Annotated in this window: 13 protein-coding genes; 5 read left to right on the forward strand and 8 right to left on the reverse strand. The window is 39.5% G+C overall.

Going from position 1 to position 14,701, the window contains the following annotated elements:
* Positions 1-56 precede the first annotated feature (56 nt).
* Complete coding sequence (gene prpE / locus ACFWE9_RS21495) at positions 57-800, forward strand: bis(5'-nucleosyl)-tetraphosphatase PrpE (RefSeq protein WP_230157835.1); 744 nt, start codon at positions 57-59, stop codon at positions 798-800.
* A 90-nt stretch (positions 801-890) separates the two neighbouring features.
* Here the strand turns inward: prpE and ACFWE9_RS21500 are convergent, their stop codons facing one another.
* From ACFWE9_RS21500 to yjbM, 3 genes are read right to left on the reverse strand one after another with little or no spacing between them, the layout of a single operon-like run.
* Positions 891-1,805, reverse strand: a complete 915-nt coding sequence (locus ACFWE9_RS21500; RefSeq protein ID WP_230157840.1) for an RluA family pseudouridine synthase — start codon at positions 1,803-1,805, stop codon at positions 891-893.
* 17 nt (positions 1,806-1,822) lie between these two features.
* On the reverse strand, positions 1,823-2,617 hold the full coding sequence (locus tag ACFWE9_RS21505; protein ID WP_230157844.1) for an NAD kinase: 795 nt from the start codon (positions 2,615-2,617) through the stop codon (positions 1,823-1,825).
* A gap of 49 nt (positions 2,618-2,666) precedes the next feature.
* The gene (yjbM, locus tag ACFWE9_RS21510; RefSeq protein ID WP_290370571.1) at positions 2,667-3,287 is read right to left on the reverse strand and encodes a GTP diphosphokinase; all 621 of its coding nucleotides are present in this window, start codon (positions 3,285-3,287) and stop codon (positions 2,667-2,669) included.
* Between the two features lie 315 nt (positions 3,288-3,602).
* Here yjbM and ACFWE9_RS21515 point away from each other — a divergent pair, with 315 nt between their 5' ends.
* From ACFWE9_RS21515 to ACFWE9_RS21530, 4 genes are all read left to right on the forward strand, one after another.
* Positions 3,603-4,181: a CYTH domain-containing protein gene (locus ACFWE9_RS21515; RefSeq protein WP_230157849.1), complete on the forward strand. Its 579-nt coding sequence runs from the start codon at positions 3,603-3,605 to the stop codon at positions 4,179-4,181.
* A 24-nt stretch (positions 4,182-4,205) separates the two neighbouring features.
* Entirely contained in the window at positions 4,206-4,865 is a 660-nt protein-coding gene (locus ACFWE9_RS21520) for a lytic transglycosylase domain-containing protein (protein WP_483878217.1), read from the forward strand.
* Between the two features lie 224 nt (positions 4,866-5,089).
* Positions 5,090-5,494, forward strand: coding sequence for a globin domain-containing protein (locus tag ACFWE9_RS21525; RefSeq protein WP_377358698.1), 405 nt, complete (start codon positions 5,090-5,092; stop codon positions 5,492-5,494).
* A complete protein-coding gene (locus ACFWE9_RS21530; RefSeq protein ID WP_377358700.1) occupies positions 5,491-6,384 on the forward strand; it encodes a ClpXP adapter SpxH family protein in 894 nt (297 codons plus the stop codon). The genes ACFWE9_RS21525 and ACFWE9_RS21530 overlap by 4 nt, the downstream gene beginning before the upstream one ends.
* A gap of 1,183 nt (positions 6,385-7,567) precedes the next feature.
* On the opposite strand, the gene pepF is transcribed toward ACFWE9_RS21530, so the two are convergent.
* The 5 genes from pepF to spxA all read right to left on the reverse strand — a co-directional run bounded on the left by pepF (position 7,568) and on the right by spxA (position 14,061).
* Complete coding sequence (gene pepF / locus ACFWE9_RS21535; protein WP_377358702.1) at positions 7,568-9,385, reverse strand: oligoendopeptidase F; 1,818 nt, start codon at positions 9,383-9,385, stop codon at positions 7,568-7,570.
* Between the two features lie 187 nt (positions 9,386-9,572).
* Positions 9,573-10,784: a competence protein CoiA gene (locus tag ACFWE9_RS21540; protein ID WP_377358704.1), complete on the reverse strand. Its 1,212-nt coding sequence runs from the start codon at positions 10,782-10,784 to the stop codon at positions 9,573-9,575.
* A gap of 99 nt (positions 10,785-10,883) precedes the next feature.
* Entirely contained in the window at positions 10,884-12,392 is a 1,509-nt protein-coding gene (gene cls, locus ACFWE9_RS21545) for a cardiolipin synthase (RefSeq protein WP_230162967.1), read from the reverse strand.
* A gap of 114 nt (positions 12,393-12,506) precedes the next feature.
* Positions 12,507-13,175, reverse strand: coding sequence for an adaptor protein MecA (mecA, locus tag ACFWE9_RS21550; RefSeq protein ID WP_230162965.1), 669 nt, complete (start codon positions 13,173-13,175; stop codon positions 12,507-12,509).
* Positions 13,176-13,665: 490 nt separating this feature from the next.
* On the reverse strand, positions 13,666-14,061 hold the full coding sequence (gene spxA / locus ACFWE9_RS21555) for a transcriptional regulator SpxA (RefSeq protein ID WP_034314502.1): 396 nt from the start codon (positions 14,059-14,061) through the stop codon (positions 13,666-13,668).
* Between the last annotated feature and the right edge of the window lie 640 nt (positions 14,062-14,701).

A 14,701-nucleotide genomic window follows, 5' to 3' on the forward strand; every position in this document is an offset into this window, starting at 1 on the left:
AAATAATACTATACTAATACCATAAACATATACAAAACAAACAAAGGGTGTGACAAATGAACATCGATATCATCGGGGACATTCATGGATGTTTCACCGAATTCAAACAGTTGACGGAAAAAATGGGCTATGCCTGGGATAGCGGCATACCAGTCCATCCTTCGGGAAGAATCCTTGGCTTTGTAGGAGATTTAACCGATCGCGGTCCAAATTCCCTTCAAGTAATCGAGGTTGTCCATGAATTAGTCATTAACCAAAATCTTGCAAGATATGCCCCGGGTAATCATTGCAATAAACTGTATCGCTATTTTTCTGGCAATAAGGTTCAAATCTCACATGGTTTAGAGACTACAGTAGCTGAATATGAATCACTAAATATTCGCGAGCAGAAGAAGATCCGTAAAAAATTCATGGAACTGTATGAGCGTTCCCCACTCTATCAACTCATTGATGATGGTCGTTTGATCATTGCCCATGCAGGGATCCGCAGTGATTATATTGGTCAATATGGCAGTAAGGTAAAAACCTTTGTCCTTTACGGTGATATCAATGGCTCCAAACATCCAGACGGGTCTCCGGTCAGGAAGGACTGGGCTCAATCCCACAAAGGGGAGACGTGGATCGTGTATGGACATACACCAGTCCCTGAAGCAAGACGAGTCAATCATACATACAATATTGACACTGGCTGCGTCTTCGGTGGAAAACTAACGGCTGTCCGTTATCCTGAATTGGATATTCAAGAGGTGCCATCAACTATGCCTTATTTAGCGGAAAAATTCAGGACTTCTTTTGATTAACCAAAAAAACTCGCCAGCTTGGTGAGTTTTTTTGCGTCTATCGATTACTTTCATAGTCTTGCTTTCGATTTAAGCAACCTGGTTTCATTGTCAGGAATCCCAGCCTTTGCTGCTCTCGAGCAATCGGGTCATATCTTCAGGTAACTCTTCTTGAAACAACATCATTTCCTTCGTGAAAGGATGTAAAAACTTCAGTTCAAAACAATGAAGGGCTTGGCGAGGGATCTCTCTCCTGTTCCCTCCATATAAATCATCACCAGCCAGCGGGTGCCCAATATGAGCCATATGGACCCTGATTTGATGTGTCCGCCCTGTTTGGAGTTCCAACTTGAGAAAGGTAAGCGTGTCAGTGTGTGCCAATACCTCATATAAAGTACAGGCATACCGGCCATCCTCCCGAACTTCCCGCTCAATGATGCTGGTCGATTTCCGTCCGATTGGAGCAACTACCTCTCCCTTTGGTCCTTTAACAAGGCCTTCGGCAATTGCTTGGTATCTCCGTTTAACTTGTCCTGATTTTTGTTGTTCACTTAAAAGGTGATGGATATGCCGGTGCTTGGCAATTAAAACCAAACCTGACGTATCGCGATCAAGCCTTGTAACAATATGGATCGTTGCCTGGATTCCCATCTTCTTATAATAACCCGCCAAGCCATTAGCAAGACTGCCGTTCGGATGTTCCCTGGAAGGAATGGTATTCATGGAAGGCGGCTTGGCCACCACCAATACAAATTCATCTTCATACCTGACATTCAGGGGGATGGGTTCCGGCAAAAGGCCCTCGCTTGACTGCTCCGGCGGAAAAATGACAGTGACGATGTCGCCAGTTTCGATCCGTTCCCGGACAGTGACGATGTTGCCGTTTACCATGATATGTCCGCCTTTAAACTTAATATCCGTTAATGCACGTTTTGAAATATCCCATTTGCTGAGAAAATCTCGCAATAAAGAGCCGGAATCCTCTTCAAAAACCGACCAGGTCAAAGAGAAGTTTTGATTTGACATGAGGTGAGTCTATCTCCTTAATTAGCAATAAATGAATCATGTACCCTTTTCCAGAAAGGGAATGGGCGGAATCTGGCAAAACGGATCTTTTCATCTGCCACACGGCACTGTATCGACTTTACATCTTCTTGAAGAAGGGTTAGATGATCGATCGTAATTTGAAAATTGACCGCGTTGACAGGCCGGAACATACATGTATGATGTGCCGGAAGCAAAAGTGGTGATCCGACTGTCCTGAACACCCGGTTATTAATCGATGCCAATTCCGTGATCTGGATTGCATCGATTGATGGGTGGACGATGGCTCCGCCAAGAGCCTTATTATACGCAGTACTTCCAGATGGCGTCGCAATGCATAAACCATCCCCTCGGAACGTCTCGAAATGCTGACCGCGTATTTCGACATCCATGACGAGCGTCCCTTCAACACTTTTTACGGTCGATTCATTCAATGCCAAAAATCTGGTTTCACGTCCTCCATGCTGATAACGGACGATTGTTTCGAGCAATGGATATTCAACAATTTGAAATGGCGTCTTTGCTAAAGCTATGACCAATTTTTCAATTTCTTCTGGGGTCCAATCCGCATAAAAACCTAGATGACCCGTATGTACACCAACAAAGGCCGTTTTGTCTAAACGATTCTTATAACGGTGAAATGCATATAATAATGTGCCATCACCACCAACCGAAATGACAATATCCGGCTGATCTTCGTCATATTCCAATTGAAAGTCCTGAAGATACGTTCGCATCCTTTGCATTAAAGTATTCGATTTCGCATCCCCTTTTGACGTAATCGCAAATTTCATGTAATCCCACCTTACCATTAGATTTCTTCTTATTTACCCCTTAATGGGTTTAAGAGTCTTTCTTCCTTGAAAAAAGACGCTGCGCTTCCTGGATTTCGGTACGGATTTGTGACATTTCTGCATCAAGCAGAAATGCCGCTTCAGCTGCACGCTTCAGCCGCAATTGAATATCTTCCGGGAAAATGCCTTTATATTTATAACTTAACGAATGTTCAATCGTTGCCCAAAAATTCATCGCAAGTGTTCTGATTTGAATTTCAGCAAGTATATTTTTTTCGCCATGTATTGTCTGGACCGGGTAGCGGATGACCACGTGATAAGAACGGTAGCCGCTTGCTTTCTTATGAGAAATATAATTCCTCTCCTCGACTATATCAAAGTCATTGCGTCCCCGTAAAAGTTCAACTACCTGTTCGATATCATCTACGAACTGGCACATCATGCGAAGGCCTGCAATATCCTGAATTTCAGTTCCCAATTTATCAATGGGAATATCCTTTTGACTGGCTTTATCCAAAATGCTGACAATCGGCTTTACCCTGCCTGTTACAAATTCGATGGGTGAGTGAATATTCTCTCTCTCAAACTGTTTCCTTAATCCCTTTAGCTTAACCTTTAATTCTTCGACAGCCTGAGTATAAGGCGCCAAGAAATCGTCCCAATTCTCCATTGCCACACCACCTATATCTATCTAAAAAGCGTCTGTTCAACTATGGTATGGGCAGAACGCTCTCCCTTATCCAGCGGTCCTAAAACACACTGCCTCACTTCTTGATTCTCTAAAATCTTTCACTAATAAAAATTATGTATGATATCCTCTATAAACTATAATCACTTCACGTGATCAACGTTTATATTTTATCATAACCTGCAATTGATTCCTAAATATTCAAGTACAATAGTAAAAAATTATTGCATTCGATTTGACAGCTGATAAGGTTCTTATATGATTAACCTAAGAGAACAGTCAGAAAGGAAGAAACACATGAACCAGCACATTGAAATTGAATACAAAAACCTCTTAAACGAAAAAGAATTTCGTCAACTGATCGATTATTTTCATATCGATGTCTCGAGCTTTGCATCACAGAAAAATCATTATTTCGATACAGTGGAATTCCATCTGAAAAATCAGAACTCTGCGCTTCGGATCAGGGAAAAAAATGGGCATTTCGAGCTGACTTTAAAGCAGCCTGCGACTGAGGGATTATTGGAAACGAATCAAGAGATCACTGAAGAAACCGCTCATGCATTCCTGAATCATAATGCTTTCCCGGATGGGGTGATCCAACATCTTATCCTCGAAAGCGGAATCAATCCTGAAGACTTTACCTGTTTTGGGACCCTACAGACGGACCGGTTTGAATTTCCATACGAAATGGGTTTACTTGTTTTGGATCATAGTTCGTATGTGAATCAGGAAGACTTTGAGCTTGAATATGAAGTGACGGACGCAAAAGCTGGAAAAAAAATTTTCCAGACTCTCCTTGAAACCCTTCAAATTCCAGAAAGAGAAACCGAAAATAAAGTTAAGAGGTTTTTTCGTGCCAAATTCCAGGGCTAATCCTGCTTGAACCCATTTGCGGAGGTGGAGAGTTTGAAAATCCAAGATTTCAAAACATTTATGGAATTGCAGGCGATTCAGCAATTTACAAACGGAAACATCACAAATACTCATTCATCCCGTTCCATTTTCCAGGACATGCTGTCGGAGCTGGTTTCGAGTGATAGTCTTCAAGGCACTTCTCAGACATTGGGTTCCTTATTAACCAATGTGGAAACGGAAGCAAGGAACTTACTCCAATCCAGCAGCCTTACATCCATTAATCCGATAGCCACTGCCCATACTAACCATGAGACTAGCGAATCCGGCACAAATTACGATGAAATCATCAGCAAGGCGGCCACTTTATATAATCTCCCGGAAAAATTGATTAAGTCGATCATTAAACAAGAATCGAACTTCGACCCAAATGCTACCAGTTATGCTGGTGCAACTGGGCTTATGCAGTTAATGCCGGCAACGGCAAGGAGCCTCGGAGTGAATGATCTCACAGATCCAGAACAAAACATCATGGGCGGGAGTAAATATTTAAGTCAAATGCTGGCCCGTTATGAAGGGGACATCCAAATCGCCCTTGCTGCATATAATGCAGGACCAGGAAATGTAGACAAGTATAACGGCATTCCACCCTTTAAGGAAACACAGAATTATGTTCAAAAAGTGTATGGCACATTTTCAAACTAACGAAAGCTGACCCTGTTATTTTTGATGGGTCAGTTTTTTCATGTTATTTTTCAAGACAGACAGAAAAAAAGCATCGCCCCCAAAAAAGCAGCCTTTATAGTCCATTCCCCTGTGTCATACTACAGATGTAAAATTTTCTTCAAGCTATATATTTGTTATATCAGTACGTCATTGATAAAATATGAATAAATATCAACCATCTTTCTTTAAAAGGAGTAATCAACATGACGCAAGGGAACCCTACACCATATGAATTAATTGGAGAAGGGCAATTACACAGGTTAATTGATTTGTTTTACTCCAACGTTAGTCAACACCCGGATCTCCAGCCGATTTTCCCTGACGATTTAACAGAAACGGTCCGTAAGCAAAAACAATTTATGACTCAATATTTAGGTGGCCCCTCTTTATATACTGAAGAACATGGCCATCCAATGTTGCGGGCTCGACATATACCTTTTGAAATTACACCAGAACGTGCGAAAGCATGGCTATCATGTATGTATCAAGCTATGGACGAAGTGGGCCTTGAGGGTGAAATTAGGAAATTTATCTACCACCGCCTTTATTTGACGGCACAACATATGATCAATTCATCCGGTATGGACGGGAAAGGAGAAGACAGTTGAGCGCACATAAACCAGTTTTCAATGTTTCTGATTGGATCAAAACGCAGCATTGCTATGATATAGGAAAAAAGCCAATTGAAATTTATGTTTTTATTGATCCGCTTTGTCCCGAGTGCTGGGGCTTAGAACCAATTATTCGAAAATTACAGATAGAATATGGCCAATTATTCAGTTTACGCCATGTTTTAAGCGGTAAAATCGATTCTCTTAATATGGGGAAAAATAAAAATTATGAAAACCTTGCTCAAGTTTGGGAAAAGACAGCCAGCCGCTCAGGAATGTCCTGTGACGGAAGCCTTTGGTCTGAAAACCCAATCTCTTCTCCATATACAGCTTCCATCGCCATTAAAGCAGCAGAATTGCAGGGCCGTAAATTGGCCATTCGCTTTTTAAGACAGCTACAAGAATATGTATTCATTGGGAAAAAGGATATTTCCAATATCGAGGTCTTGACCGAGTGTGCCAAATCGGTTGGATTGGATGTGGAGGAATTCCTTTATGACATCAATTCTTCAAGTGCAGCCAAGGGTTTTCAATGTGACATGAAAATCACAAATGAAATGGAAGTGACGGAAATACCTTCCCTTGTCTTTTTCAATCAAAATATTGAAGAAGAAGGAATAAAAGTTTCCGGTGTCTATTCTTACGAGGTATATGTTCAAATTTTAGAAGATATGCTGAATGGACTTCCCGCCCCTGCAAAACCACCCTCCCTAGAAGAGTTTTTAAGCTGTTTCAAACTAGTGGCCACTAAGGAAATCGAAACGGTTTACAATATGACCAAGAATAACGTCGAGTTGGAAATGAAGAAACTTGTTTTAAAACAGGTGGCAGAGAAAATTCCAGCAAAATACGGGACGTTTTGGAGATATACAAAGAACCAGTCATGAAAATGACTGCTTTCAGACTGTAGACAAACTCGTTGGAAATCGAGTTGAACTGCCTCGCAAATGTTAGACACCAAACTAACATTTACGGGGTGTTTTTTTATGGCTTTTGCAATTTGAACGTTGATTGTAACGTAGGAAACTTGCTTTTCGCCGACTGTCCACCTTCGGCTTACGCCTGCGGGGTCTCCCCTAGACAGGCTTTTCCCTCAGGAGACACGCACACCAATTCCAATCAACTTTGTTATAAATTTAGATAAAACCTCTTTTACCTACAGTCTTTTTTATTTAAACTTCTTTTATATTAAAAGGGAAAACCATGCAAATCAAACGATTGCATGGTTTTTTATATGAAATAAGGGGATGGGAGAAACTTTTCACGATCAAACAAAGGGGTATAAGTTTGTTTGTGATTAACTTCACAATTAATAATATAACAGTAACCATTTTATGTTTCAACTATATGTGCAACTTTTCACAAATTGTTCACAAAATAATTTTTTCATCTTGCATTTATCTTGGCAACACTAGCAAACCCGATTTCTTTTCGATTTGGATCCAGATGATTTTCGGTAAAAAATGGATACGTTAATTTGTGAAAATCTTCACAATTCTATTCAATGGATCATCTAAATATTTTTTCATCTTTTGCTGCATTCAGCCTCATTTTATACCGTTTGCCTATCATCCAAAGAAAAAACCCCGGCAAATCGCGAAATTTGCTGAGGTTTTTATCAATTTATACGAACAAAGGGGATGGGAGAAATTTCACGACGATCAAACAAAGGGGTATATGTTTGGGATGTGATAACTTCTATATCTGTACTATAGCAGATTACACACATTAATTGCAAGAACTTTGTGCTTCATTTCACATTATTGTCATATTCTTAGAATACTGCTTATTCTAGCACATAAAATCTAATAAAGAAGCTTTTATCTATTATCACTTAACAGGTTGGAGGTGACCAAATTGAAAGCCATTATTTTACTCATACTCTTGTTAGGGTCGCTATTCGTCCAGCTACTCGGAATCATGCAACTCATTCCCCTGTACTTTACCTCCCCTATTTTATTTTTCGTTTTCTTCATTATTCTTAACAGTTTAAATCAAAGAAATCGCTTTAAAGGATTATAGTGGACCTCCCAAAAAAGGACCCGAAGCTTTTCGGGTCTCTTTCACATCCTATTTATTCAAAAGTTCTTCCAACTCATTTAATTTTTCCTCGAATACATTCATTGCTTCTTGTACAGGCTCTGCTTTTGTCATATCGACGCCTGCCCTTTTGAGTACTTCAATCGGATAATCGGAACTTCCTGATTTCAAGAACTCCAGATACCTTTTGACAGCAGGCTCTCCTTCTTCAAGGATTTGCTTGCTTAATGCTGTAGCTGCACTGATTCCAGTCGCATATTGATAAACGTAGTAATTATAGTAGAAATGTGGAATACGAGCCCATTCCAATCCGATTTCCTCATCAATGGTCACACTTCCGCCAAAGTATTTTTTATTCAGCTCATAATATTCCTTCGTCAGCATATCAGCTGTCAATGCTTCCCCACTTTGAGCTTTTAAATGAATGGTATGCTCAAATTCCGCAAACATCGTTTGGCGGAACAATGTTCCACGGAAACCTTCTAAATAATGATTTAATAAATAGATCCGTTTCTTTTCATCTTCAATCGTATTTAATAAATAATCATTCAATAAGTTTTCATTACAGGTCGATGCAACTTCCGCTACAAATATCGAGTAATTCCCATATGGGTATGGCTGATATTTACGCGTATAGTAGCTATGGACCGAATGCCCAAATTCATGCACTAGCGTGAATAAGTTATTGACGTTATTCTGCCAGTTCATTAAAATATAAGGATTCGTCCCGTATGTACCGGAAGAATAGGCACCGCTTCGTTTCCCTTTGTTTTCATGTACATCGACCCAACGATTTTCAAATCCTTCTTTTAAAACATTCAAATAGTCCTCCCCGAGCGGAGCAAGACCCTTAAGGACATAATCCTTCGCCTCTTCATATGTTACTTCCATCTTCACTTCCTTCACAAGCGGGGTGAATAAATCATACATATGAAGTTCATCTAATTCGAGTACTTTCTTACGTAATTCAAGATAACGGTGCAGTAACGGCAAATTGTCATTAACCGTTTTAACGAGATTATCGTATACGCTCTCAGGAATGTTATTGTTACTTAAAGCAGCTTGGCGTGCTGAATCATATTTACGAACTGTCGCATTGAAATTATGATTCTTCACCTCACCTGATAGGGTGGAAGCAAATGTATTGCGGAACTCTCCATACTTGCTGTATACCCCTTTAAAAGCGTCCTCACGTACACGGCGATCTTCACTTTCAAGAAAACGGATATACCTTCCATGAGTTATTTCCACTTCATTTCCCTCTTCATCCTTGATGGTCGGGAATTTCAAATCGGCATTGTTTAGCATTCCGAACGTATTGCCTGATGCATCGAGCACTTCTGATGCTTGTGCCAATAATTCTTCCTGCTCAGCAGATAAGATATGAGGCCTCTGAAGACTGATCTCCTCTAATGAATGTTTATATAAACTCAATTCTTCTTTTTCTTCCAAAAACCCTTCAACTTTGCTTTCATCAATACTCAACAGTTCCGGAACCATATAAGAAAACGCCGCTGCTGCCTGGGCGTATAAAGCTTTCGCCCGATCTTCCATCCCTTGATAAAAAGGATTGGTTGTATCTTGGTCATTGCGCATATGTGAATAAGAATAAACTTTCCCTAGATTCTCAAATACTTCATCTTGTAGTTGGAGGGCCGCAAATAACTTTTCTGCGCTTTCACCCAACGTCCCTTTATGTGCCTCCGCTTTCTTGAGATCTTCTTTTACTGCTTTAAAGGCAGCTTCCCAATCTTCTTCTGTCGCGAAGATATCTTCCAGTCTCCAAGTATCTTCAGCAGCTATTTCACTTCTTGAGGGTAAAGTATTCACTTTTGTTTCCTGTGCCATAAAATATTCCTCTCCATTCCATAGAAAACTCGCCAGTCAGCTACTCATCGTTAAACCGGATTGAATGCTGCAATCTTCATACGGCGTTCATGCTTTCTTAGTTTGTAAATCCTCGTTCTTATTACTATTTCTCCATTGACAAAAATAATCCTGCCAATTCATCTGAATTCAAGATGAACCTGAGATGTTAATCCTGATTATACTGGATGTTCCCCTTTTCTATCGTTGTCTTATGCTCATTATAGAAAATTCTTTCCATCATTTGTCCTTCATCACTGTTGGAGGGTAGAGATAAACGTTTTTCAACTTTAAATACCTCCTCCTCCGCCTTTGATATGCAGCCCATATCCTCTAAAAGCTGGATATATTGCCCTACAGGATACACCATCGGCTTTTCATGAAGCAAAGGCAACGACCTAAGCTTTATTTCCCCATTTTTTGTCCGCTTCTTAAAAAAACGGATTATATCATCCATAGAAATCTTTTCCCCAGGTTTTTTCTCTTGAAACACATCCATGTAAATCCACGCTTGCCATTCTATCGTGGGAGTCTCGATTAAAAGCATCCCTCTGACTGGTACCCCTATTTCGATGGGTATTGTCGGAGGTGTAATATGATGTAAATAAAGCCCTTTTAAAAAAGGGTCGCTTCTACGTGCAGCTTTCACACGGTGGAGGCACCAGACCTTTCGTTTATATCTCCAAAAAGGCAAAAAAGGGAAACAGGAGCTTTTTTTGGGGGTTAATCGGCTAGGGTTGAGGATTGTTAAAGAAGCGGTTGTCAATTCGGCAAAGACGACTCTAGGGGAAAAAGGTGTGAGGTTCTTCAAAACGGATAATCGATCAGTTTCCGGACAATACATCCATAGAAACGGATGATGGCAACTGCCGGTGACAAAGAGCCATTGAAAGCCGGATAATCGGAATTCATGCATACTTTTCCTTTTTAAGCTTTTGGCAGCAAGGATCCAAATCGGCTTGATGCCTACGCTTTGATAGGCTCTTGTCCGTTCAATGAATTCATTCTCCGGGATAACTGAGCATTGAAATTCTACCGCAAAGCGATATCCTCCTATCGTAACTAAGATATCTGCCCTTTTCTTTATTTGGGGCAGGTAAGCCTCTAGATCGACTTGACAATCGTGTGATAAAAACCACTGATACAATTTTCTTTTTCCCATTAAATGATAAGCGGATTCCGGTTCTGAAGAAGCACGGCACGAAGAATTACTTTTATGGGCAAAATGCGGGATTCTGACATTCCCAGCTTTGATGGACATTTCCGTCTTGCAACAAGGGCAGTAATAATTCTCTGACTTTCTCCATTTTGCAAGCACGTTTGCCGGCATCTTTTCAGGTAGGGTAATCCAAGTCCCATCTTTCTTTATCGCAGTTAGCATACATCTCCTCCTCAACCAATACATTCGTTTGTACCGCTATGAATCCCTTTTAATTCGCAAAAAAAAATGCCTTATCGGCAAATAGTAGAGTTTGTACAATTAAAGAAGGGGTGAAAGTAATCGGCAAGTGGATTCCAGTACTTTCAAACCGATATTACGCTTGGAAAATGCATCAATCTCCACTTCTTGGGATACCTTTATATCTTCCAAAAAATCATTCACCAGCTGTTGGGTACTTTCCGTCCGGTAGAGAAAGGCATTGACTTCGAAATTCAAATGAAAGCTTCTCATATCCATATTGGTTGTCCCAATTGAAGCCAGTTGGTCATCAACGATGATGATCTTGCTATGCATGAAGCCTTCATTATATTGGAAAATACGAACTCCTGAAGCGAGCATTTCAGGAAAATAGGTTCTCGAAGCATGGAATACAATACGCTTATCGGGGTTCTTGGGAACGAGCAGTCTGACATCCAAACCACTTAAAGCCGCCACCTTCAATGCCTGAAAGATATCGTCATCAGGAACGAAGTAGGGAGAGGCAATCCAGACAGACTTTTCAGCTGAAGTAATCATCTTAAAAAAAATGTTCTTAATGATCGTCCACTCACTATCCGGGCCGCCACCAATCAATTGAACTCCGCCATGCTCATGATGAAGCTGGCTGCCAGTCAAGAGATACTCATCCGTTAAAAAGCTATGATTGGTGCTATAATACCAATCCTGCAAAAATATGAGCTGTAAAGTCCTGACTGCTTCCCCTTTTACGATAAGGTGTGTATCACGCCAAGAACCGAATTTCGGATCATGTCCCAAGTATTCATCTCCAATATTGAGGCCTCCCATGAAACCGATAGAGCCGTCTATCACAATTATTTTCCGATGGTTACGAAAGTTGAATTTATTATTTATTAACGGGAGATGCAACGGACCAAAGACGACCATTTCAACCCCAGCATTCTTCAGTTCATGGATATAGGTGCGGGCCAACTTCCATGAACCAACCGCATCATAGAGAAAACGGATTTCTACCCCTTCTCTTGCTTTTTGTATCAGGACATCCTTTAACACACCGCCGATCCGGTCATCCCTAACGATATAGTACTCTAAATGGATATGATGTTTGGCTTTTTTTATTTCTTCGATGATATTGACAAATGTCTCGTTACCATTTTTCAAAATTCGGGTTTCGGTTGTAAATGAAATTGGACTATTCCCTAGCCTGTTTGCAAGAGAGAATAGCTGCTGTGAGTTCTCGTCCATCTCCTTCATCCGATCATTATGTTCCGCTTCGCCGCTCATTTTCACGAATCTTTGCTTATCCAAAAAGTACTTCTTGCGAAATATCCTTTCTTTCCGGAAATTGCGGCCAAACAAAAAGTAAAATATGAAACCGATGAAAGGGAAAGCACAAAAAACAACAAGCCACGTTATGGTTTGGATGGGATCTCGATTTTCCAGGAAAATCACAAACCCAGTTATCGCCAAGAAAAGGGTCAATATAAGGCTGGAATAAAACATTAGCCCGCCATTGACTTCATTTGTAATAAAATACCAAGGACTGACCAACAAGAGAATAAGCAGACTGATGCCAACTATATTCTTCACCTAGACTACCTCCAATTTACAACACAGGGAGACAGGAAAAAAACTCCCTGCCTAAGGTAAACATATTCATTCTAGGACGAAAAGGCCGATTTCTACTGAAATCGGCCCCAACAGTTAAGCGAAATATTTATCGACCGTCGCGAATACATCATTTTCTATAACTATTTTTCCGTACTCTTCAAGCATGTGCACCGTTATCGGTGACTCCTGACTATATTCCAATAAAAGACTTAGAACATTATCGATTTCTTCCTCGTCAATTTCCGCTTCGGAAAATTCGATATAAAGATAATACTTATTTTGATAAACATAAAGCTTTGTCGTCCAGTCATCCAAGCCATGACGCTTGCTTAATGAAATGACATCTTCAAAATCCTCGAAACTCGTAATGAACTCAATCATACCATCTTCGAATGTCATACCGCTTTCTTCATCCTTACCATGAAAATGTTGATCAAGAAGAGTATCCATCTTATCTGATACATTCAAATCCTTTAACTTATCATCCGAAAGAGGCAGCTCGAGTTTCTGACCATCTTTGGCAAGCTGAGCTTTTGTGACCAAAACTTCCAAGCCTTTTTCAAGAGCTTGAACCTGAATCCATAAAGGTCCTTCAATCATGAATTCTTCTTCTTGGTGCACTTCATCCATCATTTCCCAAAAAAGTTCCTCACTTCTCTCACGACTGTACCAAATCTCTTCGCGATCGAAGCCTCTTTCCTCAATATCTATATAGGAAATATAAAATTTAACTGTATCGTCATTAATGCGTTCGATTTCCATGATTCCCCTCTCCCTTCCTTTCTCATTTTGAAGGGATAATAACCCCCAAGCGAAAATTGCTCTTAAAAGCTCTTTACCCGTAAGTGAATACTGTAAATCATGTTAGTCATTAAAACAGACTATTTTACATCATTTTATGACAAAACCTTGAAGAAGGGAAATAAAAAACGTTACTTATCTAAAAAACAATTGTTTGCCTAATATTCCATTCATTCTATAAAAAAATTCATCCGCATGCAACTATCACAGTGCTTTCTTTACATTAATCGAACTACCGTTTATGCCTTATTATATACACAGCATGATGTATTACATTCTTCTTTTATCTTTTAATGATGCTGACTATAGGATATTCCCGGAAATCCCACACATCAGCTGTTGCCTATGAAATCGGACATGGTCCGGATTTTAAAGTTTCCATCAGGCGAAAAAGCGGTTATGTATAAAGAAAAAGCTCTGCACAATTCCTGGCAGAGCTTGAAAGACCTTATTAGTTGACCATACGTTGTGCTTCTCGTAACTGGAAAGTACGAACTTTACGTGGTAAAAAGCGTCTTATCTCATCTTCGTTATAACCCACTTGAAGCCGTTTCTCGTCAAGGATAATTGGACGTCTCAACAGACCTGGATTTTCCTTGATCAATTTATATAATTCTTGAAGAGGCAGGCTCTCTAAATTTACGTTTAACTTTTGGAAAGTTTTTGACCGTGTTGAAATGATTTCATCGGTGCCATCTTCTGTCATTCGAAGAATTTCTTTAATCTCATCAATTGTTAACGGTTCTGAAAAAATATTTCTTTCTTTATATCCAATCTCATGTTCCTCTAACCATGCTTTTGCTTTTCTGCATGAAGTACAACTAGGTGATGTATATAATGTTACCATGTTTACTCACACTCCCTAAATATAGAATCGGTGATCTATGAGGGGAAATCTACTATTAGTATTCATAAGTACCACTCTAATTTGAAATAATTTTAATTAAGTATTTCATATTCCTTATTATACACTAATTTATTTAAAATGAATACCCTTTTTGAAATTTGAAAAAATCCTTTAAAACTTCTTGTTTAGCCTGTACTATAGCTATTTCATTTTTTTATGTAATACATTAAAACCACTTTTTCTAATTGAAAATACCTAGCTACCATTCTCATTTAACTCTCAATTCGGCCCTCATATTATTTTTATTAGTTCGTTACTTTTATTTACCCCCCATTCCTTGTCAATAAACAAGATCATGTAAATATATTTTCTTTAACAAAATGCAAATTCCTTCTTTTACAAGAAAAACCATTCTTTTAGCACATATAATCCCAAAAGTAAAAGTGGTAATTGGAGAGAATCGTTAATAAGTGGAACAATCTACCTTGCAAGAATTTAAAGATATTCATTCGCCTAAAAAAATGCACAAAAAGGGCCGGAGAAACTGAACTGCACCCCAATTGTTAGACAACATCTAACAATTGGAGGTGCAGTTTTTTTGACTAAATATACGATAGACGAAAAATTACATGCAGTTTTA

It is taken from the genome of Peribacillus sp. NPDC060253, assembly GCF_042727425.1.
Classification (GTDB): domain Bacteria; phylum Bacillota; class Bacilli; order Bacillales; family DSM-1321; genus Peribacillus.

Bases quoted from the DNA above. Each gene is read 5' to 3' on its own strand.
- ACFWE9_RS21515 (WP_230157849.1), top strand. From the start codon at position 3,603: ATGAACCAGCACATTGAAATTGAATACAAAAACCTCTTAAACGAAAAA.
- spxA (WP_034314502.1), bottom strand. From the start codon at position 14,061: ATGGTAACATTATATACATCACCTAGTTGTACTTCATGCAGAAAAGCA.
- ACFWE9_RS21505 (WP_230157844.1), bottom strand. From the start codon at position 2,617: ATGAAATTTGCGATTACGTCAAAAGGGGATGCGAAATCGAATACTTTA.
- ACFWE9_RS21540 (WP_377358704.1), bottom strand. From the start codon at position 10,784: ATGCTAACTGCGATAAAGAAAGATGGGACTTGGATTACCCTACCTGAA.
- yjbM (WP_290370571.1), bottom strand. From the start codon at position 3,287: ATGGAGAATTGGGACGATTTCTTGGCGCCTTATACTCAGGCTGTCGAA.
- pepF (WP_377358702.1), bottom strand. From the start codon at position 9,385: ATGGCACAGGAAACAAAAGTGAATACTTTACCCTCAAGAAGTGAAATA.
- ACFWE9_RS21525 (WP_377358698.1), top strand. From the start codon at position 5,090: ATGACGCAAGGGAACCCTACACCATATGAATTAATTGGAGAAGGGCAA.
- prpE (WP_230157835.1), top strand. From the start codon at position 57: ATGAACATCGATATCATCGGGGACATTCATGGATGTTTCACCGAATTC.
- ACFWE9_RS21500 (WP_230157840.1), bottom strand. From the start codon at position 1,805: ATGTCAAATCAAAACTTCTCTTTGACCTGGTCGGTTTTTGAAGAGGAT.
- mecA (WP_230162965.1), bottom strand. From the start codon at position 13,175: ATGGAAATCGAACGCATTAATGACGATACAGTTAAATTTTATATTTCC.